Source organism: Synechococcus sp. TAK9802 (assembly GCF_014279535.1).
Classification (GTDB): domain Bacteria; phylum Cyanobacteriota; class Cyanobacteriia; order PCC-6307; family Cyanobiaceae; genus Parasynechococcus.
In genome coordinates, this window is record NZ_CP047937.1 from 56,872 (window position 1) to 74,987 (window position 18,116).

Annotated in this window: 18 protein-coding genes; 9 read left to right on the forward strand and 9 right to left on the reverse strand. The window is 64.5% G+C overall.

The genetic code is table 11. The features are described 5' to 3' along the window. Positions 1-717 carry an exo-alpha-sialidase gene (locus tag SynTAK9802_RS12475; protein ID WP_255487786.1) on the forward strand — a complete coding sequence of 239 codons (717 nt, stop codon included), beginning with the start codon at positions 1-3 and terminating at the stop codon, positions 715-717. Then, positions 684-941 carry a sialidase family protein gene (locus SynTAK9802_RS12480; protein ID WP_255487787.1) on the forward strand — a complete coding sequence of 86 codons (258 nt, stop codon included), beginning with the start codon at positions 684-686 and terminating at the stop codon, positions 939-941. The genes SynTAK9802_RS12475 and SynTAK9802_RS12480 overlap by 34 nt, the downstream gene beginning before the upstream one ends. Positions 942-969: 28 nt before the next feature. Here the strand turns inward: SynTAK9802_RS12480 and SynTAK9802_RS00320 are convergent, their stop codons facing one another. The 5 genes from SynTAK9802_RS00320 to tig all read right to left on the reverse strand — a co-directional run bounded on the left by SynTAK9802_RS00320 (position 970) and on the right by tig (position 7,063). Beyond that, the gene (locus SynTAK9802_RS00320) at positions 970-2,829 is read right to left on the reverse strand and encodes a DNA polymerase III subunit gamma/tau (RefSeq protein ID WP_186496659.1); all 1,860 of its coding nucleotides are present in this window, start codon (positions 2,827-2,829) and stop codon (positions 970-972) included. A gap of 23 nt (positions 2,830-2,852) precedes the next feature. Then, a complete protein-coding gene (locus SynTAK9802_RS00325) occupies positions 2,853-3,491 on the reverse strand; it encodes a lecithin retinol acyltransferase family protein (protein WP_186496660.1) in 639 nt (212 codons plus the stop codon). 4 nt (positions 3,492-3,495) lie between these two features. After that, positions 3,496-4,845, reverse strand: a complete 1,350-nt coding sequence (clpX, locus tag SynTAK9802_RS00330; RefSeq protein WP_186496661.1) for an ATP-dependent protease ATP-binding subunit ClpX — start codon at positions 4,843-4,845, stop codon at positions 3,496-3,498. Positions 4,846-4,935: 90 nt separating this feature from the next. Then, positions 4,936-5,610, reverse strand: coding sequence for an ATP-dependent Clp endopeptidase proteolytic subunit ClpP (clpP, locus tag SynTAK9802_RS00335; protein WP_186494226.1), 675 nt, complete (start codon positions 5,608-5,610; stop codon positions 4,936-4,938). Positions 5,611-5,653: 43 nt separating this feature from the next. Then, entirely contained in the window at positions 5,654-7,063 is a 1,410-nt protein-coding gene (gene tig / locus SynTAK9802_RS00340; protein WP_186496662.1) for a trigger factor, read from the reverse strand. A 157-nt stretch (positions 7,064-7,220) separates the two neighbouring features. On the opposite strand from tig, the gene SynTAK9802_RS00345 reads away from it, so the two are divergent. The 3 genes from SynTAK9802_RS00345 to SynTAK9802_RS00355 are packed head-to-tail and all read left to right on the forward strand — an operon-like array spanning position 7,221 to position 11,241. Continuing rightward, the gene (locus SynTAK9802_RS00345; RefSeq protein ID WP_186496667.1) at positions 7,221-8,243 is read left to right on the forward strand and encodes an aspartate-semialdehyde dehydrogenase; all 1,023 of its coding nucleotides are present in this window, start codon (positions 7,221-7,223) and stop codon (positions 8,241-8,243) included. Next, positions 8,243-9,151: a 4-hydroxy-tetrahydrodipicolinate synthase gene (dapA, locus tag SynTAK9802_RS00350; RefSeq protein WP_186496668.1), complete on the forward strand. Its 909-nt coding sequence runs from the start codon at positions 8,243-8,245 to the stop codon at positions 9,149-9,151. The genes SynTAK9802_RS00345 and dapA overlap by 1 nt, the downstream gene beginning before the upstream one ends. A gap of 50 nt (positions 9,152-9,201) precedes the next feature. Beyond that, positions 9,202-11,241, forward strand: a complete 2,040-nt coding sequence (locus SynTAK9802_RS00355; RefSeq protein WP_186496670.1) for a ribonuclease J — start codon at positions 9,202-9,204, stop codon at positions 11,239-11,241. Here SynTAK9802_RS00355 and SynTAK9802_RS00360 read toward each other — a convergent pair. From SynTAK9802_RS00360 to holA, 3 genes are read right to left on the reverse strand one after another with little or no spacing between them, the layout of a single operon-like run. Then, positions 11,227-12,012, reverse strand: a complete 786-nt coding sequence (locus SynTAK9802_RS00360; RefSeq protein WP_186496672.1) for a hypothetical protein — start codon at positions 12,010-12,012, stop codon at positions 11,227-11,229. The genes SynTAK9802_RS00355 and SynTAK9802_RS00360 overlap by 15 nt on opposite strands. Before the next feature lie 33 nt (positions 12,013-12,045). Continuing rightward, positions 12,046-13,851 carry an aspartate kinase gene (locus SynTAK9802_RS00365; protein WP_186496674.1) on the reverse strand — a complete coding sequence of 602 codons (1,806 nt, stop codon included), beginning with the start codon at positions 13,849-13,851 and terminating at the stop codon, positions 12,046-12,048. A 47-nt stretch (positions 13,852-13,898) separates the two neighbouring features. Next, on the reverse strand, positions 13,899-14,864 hold the full coding sequence (gene holA, locus SynTAK9802_RS00370) for a DNA polymerase III subunit delta (protein WP_186496676.1): 966 nt from the start codon (positions 14,862-14,864) through the stop codon (positions 13,899-13,901). A gap of 9 nt (positions 14,865-14,873) precedes the next feature. Between holA and SynTAK9802_RS00375 the strand changes: the two genes are divergently transcribed. Further along, a complete protein-coding gene (locus SynTAK9802_RS00375; RefSeq protein ID WP_186497906.1) occupies positions 14,874-15,521 on the forward strand; it encodes a precorrin-8X methylmutase in 648 nt (215 codons plus the stop codon). Here SynTAK9802_RS00375 and tilS read toward each other — a convergent pair. Next, on the reverse strand, positions 15,469-16,473 hold the full coding sequence (gene tilS, locus SynTAK9802_RS00380) for a tRNA lysidine(34) synthetase TilS (RefSeq protein WP_255487788.1): 1,005 nt from the start codon (positions 16,471-16,473) through the stop codon (positions 15,469-15,471). The genes SynTAK9802_RS00375 and tilS overlap by 53 nt on opposite strands. Positions 16,474-16,508: 35 nt before the next feature. On the opposite strand from tilS, the gene SynTAK9802_RS00385 reads away from it, so the two are divergent. The 3 genes from SynTAK9802_RS00385 (at position 16,509) to ribH (ending at position 18,116) form a co-directional block, all read left to right on the forward strand. After that, complete coding sequence (locus SynTAK9802_RS00385) at positions 16,509-17,267, forward strand: DUF561 domain-containing protein (protein ID WP_186496678.1); 759 nt, start codon at positions 16,509-16,511, stop codon at positions 17,265-17,267. A 113-nt stretch (positions 17,268-17,380) separates the two neighbouring features. After that, a complete protein-coding gene (psbZ, locus tag SynTAK9802_RS00390) occupies positions 17,381-17,569 on the forward strand; it encodes a photosystem II reaction center protein PsbZ (protein ID WP_006850156.1) in 189 nt (62 codons plus the stop codon). Positions 17,570-17,633: 64 nt separating this feature from the next. Next, positions 17,634-18,116: a 6,7-dimethyl-8-ribityllumazine synthase gene (gene ribH, locus SynTAK9802_RS00395; protein WP_186496679.1), complete on the forward strand. Its 483-nt coding sequence runs from the start codon at positions 17,634-17,636 to the stop codon at positions 18,114-18,116.

The following is an 18,116-nucleotide window of genomic DNA, read 5'->3' on the forward strand; positions in this document are numbered from 1 at the left end:
TTGCTGTTCGTCTCTGACGGTTGTTTGCACCTGATTCATTCGGCCCAATTGGTTCGCGATCCAGAGGATCGCGCTGCTGTCGACGCATCCAGCAGCTTTTCCATGCAGTGGACAGCTGTGCTCCGGCATCAGTGGCTGGCGCTGGACGGCCTCGATCCTTCCGAATCTGAGACCTGGTCGGCCGAGGCATGGTCGACTCCCGTTGACCTGTTTGACGATCCCGCCTTCTGCCGAAATCCCCCCTATCCCCTGGAAAACGGCCAGTGGTTGTTGCCGATCTACCGCAGCCTGGAAGCGGACGGGGCCTTTGGTCATGACCACAGCGAGATGGTGCGTTTGGATCCGTCTGGTCAGTGTCTGGACAAGCCGTTTGGCATTCCAGACAGCACTGGCAGGGTGCATGGCTCCGTCGTTGCCTCGCGCGATGGCGAGCAAATGATCCAGTTCTTTCGCAGTCGCCTCGCGGATCAGATCTACCGAAGTGTGAGTTCAGATGACGGCCATACCTGGTCAGCTCCGGAGCCCACTCAGCCCCCCAACAACAACAGCTCCATCCAGGCCTGTCGTTTGGCGAGCGCGCGATTGGCGATGATTTTCAACCGCTTTGGCTTTGCGCCTGATCCGGCCGAGTCGGGGGAGCCGCTGGAGTGGGGGAAGCCCGTTGGCCCCGAACCCGATGGCCGTTGTCGATTGCCATTAGCGATGACGACGGCCTGAATTGGCCGTGGATTCGCGACATCGATACCGGTTTCGGCTTCTGTGGGCCGATGAATTGGGACCTCAATGGGCAACTGGCCTACCCAACCCTGATCGAGGGGCAGCCCGGTGAGCTGCATGTGGCTTATTCCTGGGCGGGGCGCCAAGCCATTTGCTACGTCACGCTGAGTGAACAGGAGGTGATTGGGTACGACCCTGCCGCCACTCCCTTTGGTTCGTTCTGACGTCAGCGGAATCCATCAACTGATCGCATCAATTGATCTCATCAACGTCGAGCACCTGACCATTGAAGAAGTCCGCCAGGTTGCGGGCCTGACGATCCAGGCCTGACGGCGGGCCTGGTTGAGGGCTGGATTCGGCTGTGGGTGGAGTTGGTTTCGGCTCGATCGGCTCGGGTTGGGTGCGCGGCAGTTCCGGTGCAACGGCCGGTGCTGGTGCTGGTGCTGGTGTTGCTGGGGGGGCCGGGATCGGCGCCGGTGTTGTTGCGACTGGTGTTGGCGCGCTTGGTGGTGGAGTGATCGATGGAGTTGTGACCGGGGCTGTTGCCAGCGGAGTTGGCATGGCGCTGTTGCTGGCCTCCAGCACCAGCTGCCTCGAGCCTCCAAGCGCTTTGGCCACGGCCTGTTCCAGCAGGGATGACCGGCTCTGAACCATCCCCATCCAGTTGCCTGCCACTTGAACAACGGCGCGGTTGGCATCCAGGCGCACCAGTTGGGCCTGCTGCGACAGCAGCATCCGGGTGGAAGGCAGTTCAAGGCTGCCAAGGATCTGTTGCCATAGCTCGGGCAGGTTGGTGCTGGCTGCCGGTGCAGGGGTGGAGACCGTCGGCAGTTCCGGCGATGGAGCTGGGGCGGGGGCAGGTTTTGGGCTGGGGGTAGGCGCCTCGATTGCAGGGGCTGCGGCGGAAGCCGTGGGAGCAGGAGGGGCGACTGGTGTTGTCGGTGGGCTTGCTGCTGCCGGCTGCGTTGTTGCTGGTTGTCTTGGGGCCGGAGCTGCGGCTGCGCTCTGAGCTGCCACCGGTTCCGCCAGCAACCCCAAAAGCAGCACTTCCAGCCACAGGCGCGGCTGCACGCTTTGGCGCAGTTGTTGCTCGGTGCCGCGCAGTTGGGCCTGCCATTGCAGCAAACGGGCCCGGCCGATGGCCTTGGCGAGGTCGGGCAGCTGCTCGCGGAACTGGGGCGAAACGCTGGCGAGTTCCAGTCGGTCTGGAGCGGCCGCCATCAACACCAGATCCCGCAGCATTCCGGCTAGACCCTGCAGCACGGCCCCGGGATCCCGGCCTCGGTCCAGCAGGTTGCGGGTGGCCTCCAGCAGCTGCACAGGTTCGGCGCTGCTCATGGCCCCCACCAGTTCCAAAAGCTCCTGTTCGGGAACGGCCCCCAGCAGATCCCACACCGCAGCGGCTTCGATCGGCGGCGGCAGCAGGCTCAGCTGATCCAGCAGGCTTTCCGCGTCCCGCAGGCCTCCCTGGGAACGCTGGGCCACCACATGAATGGCCTCAGGCTTGATTTCGATCGCTTCCTGTTCGGCGATCCAGCTCAGATGCTTGTTGAGGGCATCCAGAGGAATGCGCCTGAAATCAAAGCGTTGACAACGGCTCAAGATCGTCGGCAGCACCCGTTGCGGGTCGGTGGTGGCGAGCACGAACACCACCTGCGGCGGTGGCTCCTCCAGGGTTTTCAGCAGGGCGTTGAACGCTGCGGTGGAGAGCATGTGGCACTCGTCCACCACGTACACCTTCCAGCGGGCCTGCACCGGGGCGAAGCGGGAGCGTTCGATCAGCTCGCGGATGTTGTCGACGCCGGTGTTGGAGGCCGCATCGATCTCGATCACATCGAGGGCGGTGCCGGCGGCGATCGTGGTGCAGAGCTCGCAGGTGCCGCAGGGTTCTGGGGTGGGCCCCTCGCTGTTCAGGCAATTGAGCGAGCGGGCCAGGATGCGGGCGCTGGAGGTTTTGCCGGTGCCGCGCGGGCCACTGAACAGATAGGCCGGTGCAATCCGATTGCTGGTGAGGGCGTGGCCCAGGGTGGCGGCGATCGCCTCCTGCCCTACCAGCTGATCAAAGCGCTGGGGCCGGTATTTGTGATGCAGCGGCTGGTAGGCCGAACTCATGCGCCGCGAGCGTTAAGAGGAGATTACTCAGAGGATTCGGAGCCTGGAAGGGCGGGGTGCTGCTGGAGCAGGGCATCAATCCGCTGTTGCAGGTCTTCGACGGCGGCCAGTTCATCGGCCAGGCTCTGGCCCGTGAGCAACAGCCGGCGATCGGGTCCCTCGCCCGCCCGTTCCAGCAGACCCTCCAACTTGTGCAGCAGCGAGAGGCGCAGGCGTTCCAGCTTCTCCACACCCCGCCTGGCCATGGCACGGGCGTCGTCATCGAGCAGGCCCCGTTGCACCAGGAGCTCCAGGCCCCGCATCAGCGCCGAAGGCATCAGCCCGCTCCAGTGGCGGGCGCGCTCCAGCACGGAGTCCACCTGGCCACTGCGATGACGTCCGGTTTTGCACCAGGTGGCGAAGTGCTCGCAGTTGTTGAACAGCAGGTTGTAGTGCTGTTCCCCCAGGCGCCCCATGGCCCGGCGCAGGGTCACACCCTGCGGAGATGCCTCGACGTAGTTGATCACCCGCAACGGTTGTCCCTTGCAGAACTCCTCCAAGGGGCTGCGCAGGATTTCACGCCCTTCCAGATAGTGAGCGACGGTTCCGTCGCCGAGGTCGATGCCGTGATGGTTGAACAGGCCGTGCTGCCGCGGCACCTCCAGGTGGTCAGCGGCAGCCAAGACTTCAGGCGGTCTTTTGCTGTTCCGTGCCAGGCAGGGGCAGCACCTTGCCACCGGTATGTTCTTCCACCATCGCCCGGGTGACGGTGAACTCCTTCACCGATGTCTGCGATGGCAGGTCGTACATCAGGTCCAGCATCAGCTCCTCAACGATGCCGCGCAGGGCGCGGGCCCCGGTCTTGCGCCGGTGAGCCTCCTGGGCAATCGCCTCGATGGCGTCATCGGCGAACTGCAGTTGCACGTTGTCCATGCTCAGCAGGGTGCGGAACTGCTTCACCAGAGCATCGCGGGGCTCCGTGAGGATCGATTGCAGGGCGCTTTCGTCCAGGGGCTCCAGCACGGCGCTCACAGGCATCCGGCCGATGAATTCGGGGATCAGGCCGTAGCGCACCAGATCATCCGGCTCCAGGTGCCGCAGCACTTGGGCGGCCTGAAGGTCGCGGTTGGCGCGGCTGCGTCCACGGCCGTCGCTGGGCATGAAGCCGATGGCATTGCGGCCCATGCGTTTCTGCACCACGTCGTCCAGACCGACGAAGGCACCACCGCAGATGAACAGGATCTGGCTGGTGTCGATCTGGATGCAGTCCTGATAAGGGTGCTTGCGTCCGCCCTGGGGCGGCACGTTGGCCACCGTGCCCTCCAGCATTTTCAGCAGGGCCTGCTGCACACCTTCGCCGGATACATCCCTCGTGATTGAGGGGTTCTCGCTCTTGCGGGCGATCTTGTCGATTTCATCGATGTAGATGATCCCCCGCTGGGCCTGGTCCACATCCATGTCGGCCTTCTGCAGCAGCCGCAGCAGGATGTTTTCCACGTCCTCACCCACGTAGCCCGCTTCGGTGAGGGTGGTGGCATCAGCCACGGCGAAGGGCACGTCCAGCATTTCGGCCAGGGTCTGGGCCAACAGCGTCTTGCCGCAGCCGGTGGGTCCGATCAGCAGGATGTTGCTCTTGTGCAGCCGGGTTGCTGTTTCCTCGGTTTCACCCTGGCCATCCCCCTGCCAGGCCAGACGTTTGTAGTGGTTGTAGACCGCCACCGACATCACCTTCTTGGCCGCGTCCTGGCCGACCACCTGCTGGTCCAAGAAGCTCTTGATGTCCTGCGGCCTTGGAATGGAAGCCAGGGTCGGGGCCGGCTTGCTGCTCTTGCGGGCGGCTGGGGTGGCCTTTCGGCTCGGCTCATGGTTGTGGCGTGGGTTGCCCTGCCCATCCACCAGCTCTTCATCCAGGATCTCGTTGCAGAGATCGATGCATTCGTCGCAGATGTAAACGCCAGGTCCGGCGATCAGCTTCCGCACCTGGTCCTGGGATTTCCCACAGAACGAACACTTCAGATGGGCGTCGAACTTGGCCATCGAACGCTGGGCACCACGCAGGAGAACAACTCAGGAATCAACCGATGGGGTCTCCCTGAACACACAGGATCGAGAACGGAAGGGCGTCTGTCAGCCCTCCGTAATGATTCCTCCGTCCCCGGAACTGTCCACCACGCGATCGATCAGGCCGTATTCAACCGCTTCTGCCGGAGAAAGGAAGTAGTCGCGGTCGGTGTCTTCCGAGATCTTGTCGAGCGGCTGACCGGTGTGTTCCGCCATCAACCCGTTCAGGGTTTCCTTGAGATACAGGATTTCCTTCGCCTGGATCTCGATGTCCACCGCCTGCCCCTGGGCGCCACCGAGGGGTTGGTGAATCATGATCCGGGCATTCGGCAGAGCAAGACGCTTGCCTTTGGTGCCTCCGGAAAGCAGGAAGGCACCCATGCTGGCGGCGAGGCCGTAGCAAATGGTCACCACGTCAGGGGCGACCTGCTGCATCGTGTCGTAGATCGCCAAACCAGCGGTGACGGAACCGCCTGGTGAGTTGATGTAGATCTGAATGTCCTTTTCGGGATCCTCGGCTTCGAGGAACAGCATCTGAGCTACCAGAGCATCGGCAACGGCGTCATCCACGCCGGTGCCGAGGAAGATGATTCGCTCCCGCAGCAGGCGGGAGTAGATGTCGAAGGCGCGGTCGCCGCGACCGGACTGTTCCACAACCGTGGGCAGAGGGCCCGGTGCCGAGACGGGCATGGCGGCCCGCCAGCGGTTCTGGATGGGGTGGTGACTGCGGGCGTCGATCACGCGATCGGTCTGCGGTGAAGTTGGGTCAATCTATGGGCGTTGCTCAGTCCTTGGCGTCCGCCTTGGACTTGCTTGTGGCCGCGGTCTTCTTGGCGGCGGGCTTTTTCTTGGCGGCAGGCTTGCTGTCATCCCCAGCCGGTGCCTTTTCGGTGAGGGTGCTGTTCTCCTCGAGCCAGCCCATCAGACGATCCTGCATCAGGTCATCCATCACGGCCTGACGCAGGCGCTCGGGATCGATCTTGGCGTCGGCGGAGAGCTCCTTCTTTACCTCCTTGATCTTGGCGTCCACATCCTTGTCGTCGAGCTTGATGTCCTCCGCTTCAGCCAGGGCGGTGAGGGCAAAACTGCGGCGCAGACGCTCTTCGGCCTCAGGGCGGGAGTTCTGCATCAGGTTGCGCACCAGATCGGGAGTAAACAGTGATTTCACATCCATGCCCTGCTGGGCGAACTGGGCTGCGGTCTGCTCCAGCAGGTTGCGGCTTTCCTGTTGGATCAGGGCTTCCGGCAGCTCCACCTCCAGCTGCTCCACCAGGGCGGCGACGAGGGCATCGCGTCGGTTGCTGGTCTGACGGCGTTCGGCGTCGTCCTTGAGCCGCTGCTCCAGATCTTTGCGCAGGTCTGCCAGGGTCTCCTGCTCGCTGGCCTGCTTGGCGAATTCGTCGTCCAGCTCGGGCAGTTCGCGGGTCTTGAGGTCCTTCAGCTCGATCTCGAAGGCGGCCTTACGTCCGCGGGCGTCCTCCTTCGGGTAGTCGTCAGGGAACTGGCAATCCACGGTTTTGGTCTCGCCGACCTTCATGCCGATGACCCCTTCGATGAAGCCGGGGATCATCCGGCCGTTTTCCAGGTCCACATCCATCGAATCGGCGCTACCGCCCTCGATCTCGCTGCCGTCATCGCTGTAGGTGCCTTTGAAGCCGAGCACAGCGATGTCGCCGTTCTTGGCGGCACGACCTTCCACCGGAACGACCGTGGCCATCTGCTTGCGGGAGTCCTCAAGCATCGCGTCGACCCGTGAGGCGTCGTAGGCGACGGTTTCGAATTCCGCCTTCAGGCCCTTGGTGGTTTTCAGCTTCGGCGTCGGGGCGACGTCTGCTTCCAGGGTGAAGGTGAGTTCCTTGCCGGGCTCAAAGCTCTCCAGCAGACCGTCGAAACCACTGCTCAGATCAGGCTGACTGATCGGTTCCAGCGATTCCTGCTGGATGGCGTCACGCCAGGCGTTATCGATCAGCTTTTCCAGAGCCGTGGCTTTGATCCGCACGCCTCCCAGCTGCTGCACCAGCACCGTGCGCGGCACCTTGCCTTTGCGGAAGCCCGGCAGGTTGATGCTGCGGCTGAGGCTGGTGATGGCGTCTTCGTAACTCGTCTTGCAACGCTCCCCGGGAACGGTGACCGTCACCGCCAGGCGGCTGCTGGGGCGGGCTTCGGTGGTCACCTTCAGGGCTGCAGCGCTCATGGGGGAAGGGAAAGGGCAGCCCAGCACTTTATGCAACGGGTGAATTCAGGCTGGATCGGTAAGCTGATCGCGTCGCTTGATCGGCATCACGTTCTCTACGCAGTGATGTCGGATCTGAAAAACGACAGGTTTTCGTTCAGATCGTTCACTCCACCGCTTGTCTTCGACCCATCCCAATCGCCCTCTCAACGTTGCAGTTCTCGGTGCCAGCGGTGCTGTTGGCCAGGAACTACTGCTGCTGCTTGAAGAGCGCCGTTTCCCCGTTGGCGAGCTGAAGTTGCTGGCGTCGGCCCGTTCGGCTGGCCAAACTCAAAGCTGGAATGGCCGCACCCTCACGGTGGAAGAGGTTTCGGCCCAATCCTTTGAAGGGGTCGACCTGGTGCTGGCGTCAGCCGGTGGTTCTGTTTCCAAGCAGTGGCGCGAGGCGATCACCGCCGCCGGTGCGGTGATGGTGGATAACTCCAGTGCCTTCCGGATGGAGGAGGGTGTGCCGCTGGTGGTGCCTGAGGTCAATCCCGATGCGGCCTTCGCCCACAGGGGCGTGATCGCCAATCCGAATTGCACCACGATCCTGCTTACCCTCGCTTTGGCTCCTTTGGCGGCCAAGCGGGCGATGCGCCGGGTGGTGGTGAGCACCTACCAATCCGCCAGTGGTGCAGGCGCCCGGGCCATGGAAGAGCTGAAAAACCTGTCGCAGACGGTGCTGGATGGCGGCACTCCGAAGGGAGAGGTGCTGCCTTACTCCCTGGCGTTCAACCTCTTTCTGCACAACTCTCCCCTGCAAGCCAACGGCTATTGCGAGGAGGAGATGAAGATGGTGAACGAGACCCGCAAAATCATGGGTCTGCCGGCTCTGCGCTTCACCGCCACCTGCGTGCGGGTGCCCGTGCTGCGGGCCCATTCCGAAGCGGTGAACATCGAGTTCGAGTCTCCCTTCCCGGTTGATGAGGCACGTGAGTTGTTGGCGGCGGCCCCCGGTGTGGAGTTGATTGACGACCCGGCGGCGAACCGTTTCCCGATGCCGACGGATGTGACCGGTCGCGATCCGGTGGCGATCGGGCGGATCCGGCAGGACATCAGCGATGCCAATGCTCTGGAGCTCTGGCTGTGTGGGGACCAGATCCGCAAGGGAGCAGCGCTTAACGCTGTTCAGATCGCAGAACTGTTGATCGAGAAGTGATGACTCAGGCCGCCACCCTCTCGCCAACGCCTTTCGGCCGTGTGGTCACCGCGATGGTGACCCCCTTTGATGCCAGCGGTGCTGTGGATCTCAGCGTTGCCGCAAACCTGGCCCGTCACCTCGTGGATCAGGGCTCCGATGGATTGCTGGTTTGCGGCACCACCGGTGAATCGCCGACCCTCAGCTGGGACGAGCAGTTGCAGCTTCTTCAGGCAGTGCGTGATGCCGTAGGCGATAACGCCAAGGTGTTGGCGGGCACGGGCAGCAACTGCACGGCCGAAGCGGTGGAGGCCACCAAGGAAGCGGCGGCGGCCGGCGCCGATGGCGCTCTCGTTGTGGTGCCCTACTACAACAAGCCTCCTCAGGAGGGCCTGGAAGCCCATTTCCGGGCCATCGCGGAAGCGGCTCCTGAGCTGCCACTGATGCTGTACAACATCCCTGGCCGCACCGGCTGCAGCATCGCCCCGGCCACGGTGGCCCGGCTGATGGACTGCCCCAACGTGGTGAGTTTCAAGGCCGCCAGCGGCACCACGGAAGAGGTCACGGCCTTGCGGCTGGCCTGCGGTCCGCAGTTGGCGATCTACAGCGGTGACGACGGCCTCACCCTGCCGATGCTTGCGGTGGGTGCCGTGGGCGTGGTGAGTGTGGGCAGCCATGTGGCGGGCCCTGAGATCCGCGCCATGATCGAGGCCTATCTGAACGGCGATGGTGCCTCCGCACTCGCCCTGCACGACGCGTTGATTCCTCTGTTCAAGGCCCTGTTCGCCACCACCAATCCGATTCCCGTCAAGGCAGCCCTGGAACTCAATGGCTGGTCTGTCGGTGCGCCTCGTCCGCCCCTCTGTCCCCTCTCTGACGACATGAAACGTTCGCTTTCCAACGCCATGGCCGCCCTCCGTCAGACCTAGCCCGGTCCGGCTTATCGGCTTACGCAACCTGTTCTTTACACATCGTTTTCATGGCCAACAACGCGCGATCCAGCAAGGGTCAGGAGCCCTGCCTTCGGGTGATTCCCCTGGGTGGTCTCCACGAGATCGGCAAGAACACCTGTGTGTTCGAGTACGGCGATGACCTGATGCTGGTGGATGCCGGTCTGGCCTTCCCCAGCGACGGCATGCACGGGGTGAATGTGGTGCTGCCCGACACCAGCTTCTTGCGCGAGAACCAGAAGCGGATCCGCGGCATGATCGTCACCCATGGTCATGAAGACCACATCGGTGGCATCGCCCACCATCTCAAGCACTTCAACATTCCGGTGATCTACGGGCCGCGGCTGGCCCTTTCGATGCTCACCGGCAAGATGGATGAGGCCGGTGTCCGCGACCGCACCACCCTGCAGACCGTCGGTCCGCGCGATGTGGTGAAGGTGGGTCAGCACTTCTCCGTGGAGTTCATTCGCAACACCCACTCGATGGCCGACAGCTTCTCGCTGGCCATCTCCACACCGGTGGGAACCATCATTTTCACGGGTGACTTCAAGTTCGACCACACCCCGGTCGACGGCGAAAACTTCGATATGGCCCGTCTCGCCCACCACGGTGACAAGGGCGTTCTCTGTCTGTTCAGCGATTCCACCAACTCCGAGGTTCCTGGCTTCTGCCCGCCGGAGCGCTCGGTGTTCCCCAACCTGGATCGCCACATCGCCAATGCCGAAGGCCGGGTGATCGTCACCACCTTCGCCAGCTCGATTCATCGCGTGTCGATGATTCTGGAGCTGGCCCTGAAGAACGGCCGCAAGGTGGGGCTGCTGGGCCGCTCGATGCTCAATGTGATCGCCAAGGCGCGGGAACTGGGCTACATGCGCGCGCCGGATGAACTGTTTGTGCCGATCAAGCAGATCAACGATGTGCCCGATCGCGAAACCCTGCTGCTGATGACCGGCAGCCAGGGTGAGCCGCTGGCCGCCCTGAGCCGCATCTCCCGTGGTGAGCATCCCCAGGTGAAGGTGAAGACCACCGACACGATCATCTTCTCGGCCAGCCCGATCCCGGGAAACACGATTTCCGTGGTCAACACCATCGACAAGCTGATGATGCTGGGCGCCAAGGTCGTTTACGGCAAGGGCGAAGGCATCCATGTCTCCGGCCATGGCTTCCAGGAAGACCAGAAACTGATGCTGGCCCTCACCCGGCCCAAGTTCTTCGTGCCGGTGCACGGTGAGCACCGGATGCTGGTGCAGCACTCCCGCACCGGCCATTCGATGGGGGTTCCGGTCGACAACACCCTGATCATCGATAACGGTGATGTGGTGGAGCTCACCCAGGATTCGATCCGCAAGGGCAATGCGGTGAAGGCGGGCATCGAGCTGCTGGATCAATCCCGCAATGGCATCGTCGATGCTCGGGTGCTGAAGGAACGTCAGCAGCTGGCCGAAGACGGCGTGGTGACGATCCTCGCCGCCATCAGCACCGATGGCGCCATGGTGGCTCCGCCGCGGGTGAACCTGCGGGGTGTGGTCACCACAGCTGATGCCCGCAAGATGTCGTTGTGGGTGGAGCGTGAAATCAAGTGGGTGCTCGAAAACCGCTGGAAGCAGCTCTGCCGCAACACCGGTGGCAAAGCACCGGAGGTGGACTGGATGGGTGTGCAGCGAGAAGTGGAGGTGGGCCTTGGCCGCCGGATGCGCCGTGAACTGCAGGTGGAGCCGCTAATCCTTTGCCTGGTGCAGCCGGCCCCTGGCGGCACACCGGTCTACAAGGGCCGTGCCGATGCTGAGCCCGATGACCGTCCGGCTCCCCGCGGTCGCGGTGGTCGTGGCGGTGGCTCTCCCTATGGCCGTCGCAACGGCGGTGGCGGCGGAACCCCCGCTCCGGTGCGGAACAACCAGGGCAACGGCCGGTCTGGCTCGGCAACACCGGCCCCCGTCCGTGCCGCTGCGGCAACCGCAGTGGTGGAGAAAGTGGCTCCTCAACCGGTGGCTGAAAAGGCAGCACCGGCTTCCCCGGAGCCGGACATGCCTGCTGGCCGCACCCGTCGTCGTCGTTCAGCGGCCAGCTGATCGGGCGAAGACCCCTTTGATCCTGTTGATCAGCCCCATCGGCTCCACGGAGTCGGTGGGGATTTTGATGTCGGGCTGGAGTTGAACGCGGAGCCATGAGTTCTCCAAAAGCTTCGTGGCCGCAGGCTCCTGGGGTGCGGGTTCGACGGCGTCGAGGGGTGGCTCTTCTTCGCTGCGTGCTTGTTCCTGGTTCGCCATCTCGACCTCGACGTCTGAATTGGCTTCCGGGCTCAGCGTTGGCTCTGGGCTTGGGACAGGATCTGGCACAGAAGTCGCCGTGGGAGAGGGATCCGGCGACTGCATGGCTCGGGGTTCCTCCTCACTGGACAACCACGGCATTGCGGTGACCACATCAGCCGGTGCTGGCCTGGCCTGATCGGGATCGGTGCTCAGGAAGGGATCCTTCAGCAGGTCTGGGATGGCGCCATTGGTTGCGGGTGTCATGTCTGCTTCGCTGGCGATCTGTTCTGATCGGCAGCGCTTTAGCCCCTGTTCCGCCAGGGCGGCGATGGTGGCGTCCACGTCACCCTCCAGCACCCGTTCGTAGGCGACGGCGGCTTGCTCCGGTTGCTGGAGACCATGCAGCTGGATGTGACCCAAAAGCAGCGACACCACCGCCCGCCAGCCCAAGACGAGGCTGGGGTCGTGGTCCTTCGATGCGCTTTCAAGTTGACCCCACAACGCCGAGGCGATGGCATGGGCCTCGGCGTACTCCCCGAGGCCATAGGCCCGTTCCGCGGCTTGGTAGTGCTGCTCGAAATCGGCGTCCACGCGTTGGGGGGCCAGTCCCCCCGTTGTAGACCGTTAGTCGGGGTCGTGCGGTGAAGCCGTGCCTTGGGCGGTGTGACGTTCTTCACCTGCCAGCCCGAACCCGGCGTGCACCACCTGGAGCGCCTTGACGCCAGCATCTTCGGCCACCACACAGCTGGTTCTGATTTCGCTGGTGGCGATCAGGCCGATGTTGATGCCCGCATCCGCCAGTGCGCGGAACATGCGCCCCGCCGTCCCTGGCGTTGCCGGCATCCCAGCGCCCACAGCACTCACCCGGGCAATGGCCTCACCATCCTCCAGAGCGGCACCGGGCCACTGGGCCAGCAGGGGGGCCAGGGCTACATCGGCGCGGGTACGGTCGTCCTTGCGCAGGATGAAGGTGATGTCCCGCGATCCGTCGCTGTGCTGACGTTCCGATTGAACGATCGCATCGAGGCTGATGCTGTTGTCTGCCAGGGCTGAACACAGCGCCGCTGCGGTGCCGGGTCGATCGGGCACGTGGCGAACACTCAGTTGCACTTGGTCGCGGTCCAGGGCGACGCCGCGCACTTCTGGTTCCCCGCTGCCGTTGTCGGTGGGATTGATGCGGATTTGCGAGTCCTCCAGGGCGAAGGCCTCTTGCACGGCTTGAACCGCTTTGCTGCCGGCGCCGGAGTCGATCACGCAGCTCACCTTCACCTCACTGGTGGCGATCAGGCGCAGGTTGATGCCCTGCTGACACAGGCAGTTGAACAGGCCGGCGGCAATTCCAGGGCGTCCCATGATGCCGGCCCCGCTGATGCTGAGCTTCGTCAGTCCTGCTTCGGACGCCAGATCGCCGCCCAGTTGGTCCAGCACCTTCTGGCAGACAGCGCGGGCCAGCTCGAGATCCGCTTCCGCCACCGTGAAGGTGATGTCGTTGCTGCTGCCCTCGTGGGTGGCCTGAATGATCAGGTCCACATTGATTCCTGCCTCAGAGAGGGTTTCAAACAGTCGTGCGGCAATCCCAGGCTGATCGGGAATCTGGGAGAGGGCGAGCACGGCCTGTCCGTCCACTTCCTCCATCCCATCCACAGGACTGCCGAGCTCCAGGCCACTGCTGCTGATCGGACGGGCTGAACGGCTGGTGATTCGGGTGCCGGGGGCATCGCTCCAGCTGGAGCGCACCACAAGGTTTACGCCGTAGTTGCGGGCAATCTCAACGGCCCTGGGATGCAGCACGGAGGCCCCAAGGCTGGCGAGTTCCAGCATTTCGTCGCAGCTGATCGTCTCCATCAGCTGGGCATCGGACACCTTGCGTGGATCGGTGCTGAGCACACCCGGAACGTCGGTGTAGATCTCGCAGGCATCGGCACCCAGGGCCGCCGCCAGGGCGACAGCAGAAGTGTCGGAGCCTCCGCGCCCGAGGGTGGTGATTTCGTTGAGGCCATCGCTGCTGGTGCTGGTGCCTTGGAAACCAGCAACCACCACCACCTGGCCAGCTGCGAGGCGGTTGCGGATTCGGTCGGTGCGAATCCCAAGGATCCGGGCCCGGCCATGGGTGGATTCCGTGGCGATGCCCACCTGTGGACCGGTCATCGATGTCGCACTGACCCCCTGGGCGTTCAAGGCCATCGCCAGCAAGGCGATCGACACCTGTTCGCCACTGGCCAACAGCATGTCCATCTCCCGCTGGGTGGGGGCAGAGGTGATGGCGTTGGCCAGACCCGTTAATTCATCGGTGGTGTGGCCCATGGCGGAGACCACAACGACCACGTCGTGCCCTTCTTCACGGCAACGTCCGATCCGATCAGCCACCGCCTTGATGCGTTCCACGCTGCCGACGGAGGTGCCCCCGAATTTCTGCACCAGGAGGGCCATGGACCGGGCTTCAGCAACGCTGGATTTTCTCACCTGGCGGGCAGCAATCAGCCCAGCAGGCCGTCGCGGAAGGCGTCGCCCGGTTGAGCGCCGCGTTTCAGACGGGCCTCCACCTCCAGGAGACGGCCCAGCAGCGAAAGGAAGCGCTTGGGCGGGCGGCCCTGCAACTGCTTGCGCATCACGTAGATGCGCTTGGGGTTGCCGATCCCAGCGGCTTTGGCGATCACCGCCACATCCCGTTCCCCCTGCTGTTCAAGCAGTCTCACCCAGAGCCAGCCGCGGATCTGACCGGTGAGGGTGGCCACGATGCGCAGGGCTGGTTCCCCGGCTTCGATCAGGGCATCCCAGCGGGCGATCGCCTCGCCGGGGTTGCCCTCCAGCAGGGCATCGCCCACGGCCAGGGCGTTGGTGGAGCGTCCTCCCACCAGCTCCTGCACCCGTGCAGCGGAAATGCTGGTGTCCCGCAGGGAAAGCTTGCGCAGTTCCGATTCCAGTCGGGCGCTGTCGGTGCCGATGGCCTCCACCAGGGCATCGATGGCATCCGGCTCCACCTTGAGGCCCAGGGCTTCGGCCGTGCGTTGCACCAGCTGGCGCTGGCCGTTGCCATCCCAGGCGGCCGGCAGTGGAAAGCTCTGCTCCTGATCGAGCCCGCTTTTGATCCGTTTCTGCAGGGCTTTGGTGGTGCGCAGGCGACCATCGGGTTTGGCCGGGTTCACCAGCACCAGGTGGCTGCTGTCGGGGATGAGCTCGAGGGCAGCCTCAAACCGGTCAGCCAGCTCACTGGTGCAGCCATTGCAGAACGGACTGCGCTGCAGCAGCACCAGCCGTTCGCCCGTGGCGAAGGGAGGGGTGCGGGCCTCCTCGAGGGCCTGCAGGGCCTGACCAGCGTCGGCCCCATCCAGGCGGCTGAGGTTGAGGCTGCTCCAGCTGGGGTCGACAACCTTGCCGATCAGGGCATCGATGGCCCGGTCCCGCGCAGCGGCGTCATCACCCCAGAGCAGATGGATCGGCATGGGTCGATGATGGCGTGGATGGCCCAGGACCACCCGATCTTCACCGAAAGCATCCGGCGGATCCGGGCGGCACTGGGGGACACGGGCCTGCCGTCGCTGCAACAGCAGGTGCTGGAACGGCTGGTGCACAGCAGCGGTGATCTCTCGTTGGGAACACTGCTGCGGTTCAGCGAGGGGGCCTGTGAGCAGGGTTTGGCAGCGCTGAAGCAGGGGGCGCCGATCCTGACGGACACCGCGATGGCGGCGGCGGCGGTGGCCCCGATGGCCCAACGCACCCTCGGCAGTGCGGTGCACACGGTGCTGGAGTGGGCACCTAAGGCGGCGCCGGCGGGTTCAACGCGCACGGCGGCGGGCATGGAGCAGGCCTGGCGCGCGCTCGCGCTGGACTCACCGGCTCCGGTGGTGCTGATCGGTAGTGCGCCAACCGCCCTTGAGGTGCTGTTGCAGCAGGTGGCCGCCGGTGCTCCAGCCCCCAGCCTGGTGATCGGCATGCCGGTGGGTTTTGTGGGGGTTGCCGAAAGCAAGAAGCATCTGGCGGCCAGTGGCCTGGCCCAGATCCGTTTGGAGAGCAGCAGGGGTGGAGCGGGTCTGGTGGCCGCGGCGGTCAACGCTCTGCTGCGCGCTGCTGCAGCACCAGCTCCGCCCCTTTCCAGCTGAGTTGCCAGCCCCCGGCAAGGTCGGCCGCACCGCCGGGGGCACCCCCTTCCAGTCGCCTGCTGAGCTCGTCCAGCTGGCTGGCCGGCAGGGCTGGCACCCCCTGCTGCAGCAGCCACTGCGCCAGCAGCAGGCGGCGGCTGGCTGAGCTCAACGCCCCCAGGCCGCGGCGGTCCAGGCCGGCAGCGGTTTGCAGAAACTTCAGGGCCATCCGGCTGAGTTCCGTCTGACTGTCCCGCACTTGGGACACCCGTTCGGCCAGATCGCTCATTCGCTGCGTGCTGCCTGGATGCAACGCCTCCAGCACCGGCAGTACCTCCTGGCGGATCCGGTTGCGGGCGAAGGCAGGGGATTTGTTGCTGGGGTCCTCCCAGATCGGCAGGGCCAGGTCCCGGCAGATCTGGAGGGTGTCGTGGCGCTGCAGGTGCAGCAGCGGCCGGCGCAGGAGGGGCCCTTCCGGGCTGAGCGGGCGGACGCTGGGCAGGGCCGCCAGGCCGGCCAGGTTGCTGCCGCGGGCAAGCTGCAGCAACATCGTTTCGGCCCGGTCGCTGGCGGTGTGGCCCGTCACCACATCGGCGCCTGCTTGGCGGCCCCGTTGTTCCAGTCGTTCGTAACGCCACTGCCGGGCCTTGGCTTCGCTGGGCATGTCTCCAGCCGCTGCCTGGTCCACCAGCAGGGGGAGCTGCCGCTGCTGGCACCAGCTGCTCAGTTCCGCGGCGATTCGGCTGGAGTTGTCGTGCCAGCGGTGGTCGCCGTGCCAGAGGCTCAGGCTCCAGCCATGCAAGGGCGCCAGATCCTGCAGCAACGCCAGCAGAGCCATGGAGTCCTGTCCGCCGGACACCGCCAGCAGCAGGGAGCTGCCCTGGGGCAGCAGCTGCGGCTGCATCAGCAGGCGCCGGTGCAGGCGGTCATGCCAGGACGTCCAGTCCAAAAAGGAGGGGTGCGTTTCCCCCACGGTGTGAGAATCAGGGCATCGCTGTCCAGTCCCCCATGACCCGTCTTCAGCAGCTGCCCGTTTCTCTGCAGCGCAGCCTTGAGCAGCGCTCTGCGCTCAAGGTGATCGCTGGCCTGATGAATTTCGATGCCGCCAGTGTGGAGCGGGTCGCCCATGCCGCCGGGCGTGGCGGTGCTGATCTGATCGACGTGGCCTGTGACCCCGCCCTGGTGCGTCTGGCGATCGAGGCCTCCGGTGGTGTGCCCGTGTGCGTGTCGTCGGTGGAGCCTGAGCAGTTCCCCGCGGCGGTGGAAGCCGGTGCGCTGATGGTGGAGATCGGCAACTACGACGCCTTCTATCCCGAGGGCCGGATCTTTGATGCGGCTGAGGTGCTGGAGCTCACCCGCCGCACCCGCCAACTGCTGCCCAACGTGGTCTTGAGCGTCACCGTGCCCCACGTGTTGCCGATGGATGAGCAGGAGCAGCTGGCCATCGATCTGGTGGCCGCCGGTGCGGATCTGATCCAAACCGAGGGCGGCACCAGTGCCAAGCCCTTCAGTGCTGGCCACCTAGGCCTGATTGAGAAGGCTGCCCCCACCCTGGCGGCGGCCCACAGCATCAGCCGCGCTGTCGATGTGCCCGTTCTGTGTGCTTCGGGTCTGTCGGCGGTGACGCTGCCGATGGCCATTGCTGCCGGTGCGGCCGGTGTGGGCGTTGGTTCTGCCGTGAACCGCCTGCAGGATGAGTTGGCGATGGTGGCCGTTGTTCGTGGTCTGCGTGATGCCCTCGGCAGCGCTGTCGCGACCCGCGTCTGAACTTGAATCTGCGCTGAGCGGAGGCCTCTTCCCCTTCATGGTGTGAAGAGTGCTCCGCTCGCTCGCGGGAGCAACAGCTCTCGTGTGAAAATCGAACTCTGACTTCCAGTTCCATGCAGTTCATCAACACGCTGACCGTTCTGGCCCTGGTGGTGGCGTCCTTCGCCTTGATCGTCGCTGTGCCTGTGCTGTATGCCTCCAGCGAAGACAGCGGCCGCTCCAACCGTCTGATCCTGCTGGGAAGTGCCGTCTGGGTCGCCTTGGTGCTGTTGAACTGGGGTGTGAGCTTCTTCGTCGTCTGAGCTCAGGCCTCATCGGGAACCTGGCGGGTGCCACGATGGTTGAGATTCAGCCGGCACCCTCCCAATGGCCACGTTTGAAGGACGTTTCTCTGACGCAGTCGGGCTGCGGGTCGGCATCGTCGTGGCCCGTTTCAATGATCTGGTCACCGCCAAACTGCTGAGCGGCTGTCTCGACTGCCTCAAGCGCCATGGCGTGGATGTGTCGGAAACCAGCTCCCAGCTGGACGTGGCCTGGGTGCCGGGTTCGTTCGAATTGCCGATCGTGGCGCAGCAGATGGCCCGCTCCGGTCAGTACCAGGTGCTGATCACCCTGGGGGCGGTGATCCGCGGCGACACGCCCCACTTCGATGTGGTGGTGGCGGAGGCCAGCAAGGGCATTGCTGCGGTGGCGCGCGACACATCCGTGCCCGTGATCTTCGGTGTGTTGACTACCGACACGATGCAGCAGGCGCTTGAGCGGGCGGGCATCAAGAGCAACCTCGGCTGGAGCTACGGGCTGGAAGCCCTGGAGATGGGCAGCCTGATGCGGGCCTTGCCGTCGGCTTGA

Coding starts and splice junctions, on each gene's coding strand:
- clpX (WP_186496661.1), bottom strand. CDS start 4,845: ATGGCCAAGTTCGACGCCCATCTGAAGTGTTCGTTCTGTGGGAAATCC.
- SynTAK9802_RS00375 (WP_186497906.1), top strand. CDS start 14,874: ATGGCGTGGATGGCCCAGGACCACCCGATCTTCACCGAAAGCATCCGG.
- dapA (WP_186496668.1), top strand. CDS start 8,243: ATGACTCAGGCCGCCACCCTCTCGCCAACGCCTTTCGGCCGTGTGGTC.
- SynTAK9802_RS00385 (WP_186496678.1), top strand. CDS start 16,509: ATGACCCGTCTTCAGCAGCTGCCCGTTTCTCTGCAGCGCAGCCTTGAG.
- SynTAK9802_RS00365 (WP_186496674.1), bottom strand. CDS start 13,851: ATGGCCCTCCTGGTGCAGAAATTCGGGGGCACCTCCGTCGGCAGCGTG.
- SynTAK9802_RS00355 (WP_186496670.1), top strand. CDS start 9,202: ATGGCCAACAACGCGCGATCCAGCAAGGGTCAGGAGCCCTGCCTTCGG.
- ribH (WP_186496679.1), top strand. CDS start 17,634: ATGGCCACGTTTGAAGGACGTTTCTCTGACGCAGTCGGGCTGCGGGTC.
- SynTAK9802_RS00320 (WP_186496659.1), bottom strand. CDS start 2,829: ATGAGTTCGGCCTACCAGCCGCTGCATCACAAATACCGGCCCCAGCGC.
- psbZ (WP_006850156.1), top strand. CDS start 17,381: ATGCAGTTCATCAACACGCTGACCGTTCTGGCCCTGGTGGTGGCGTCC.
- tig (WP_186496662.1), bottom strand. CDS start 7,063: ATGAGCGCTGCAGCCCTGAAGGTGACCACCGAAGCCCGCCCCAGCAGC.
- holA (WP_186496676.1), bottom strand. CDS start 14,864: ATGCCGATCCATCTGCTCTGGGGTGATGACGCCGCTGCGCGGGACCGG.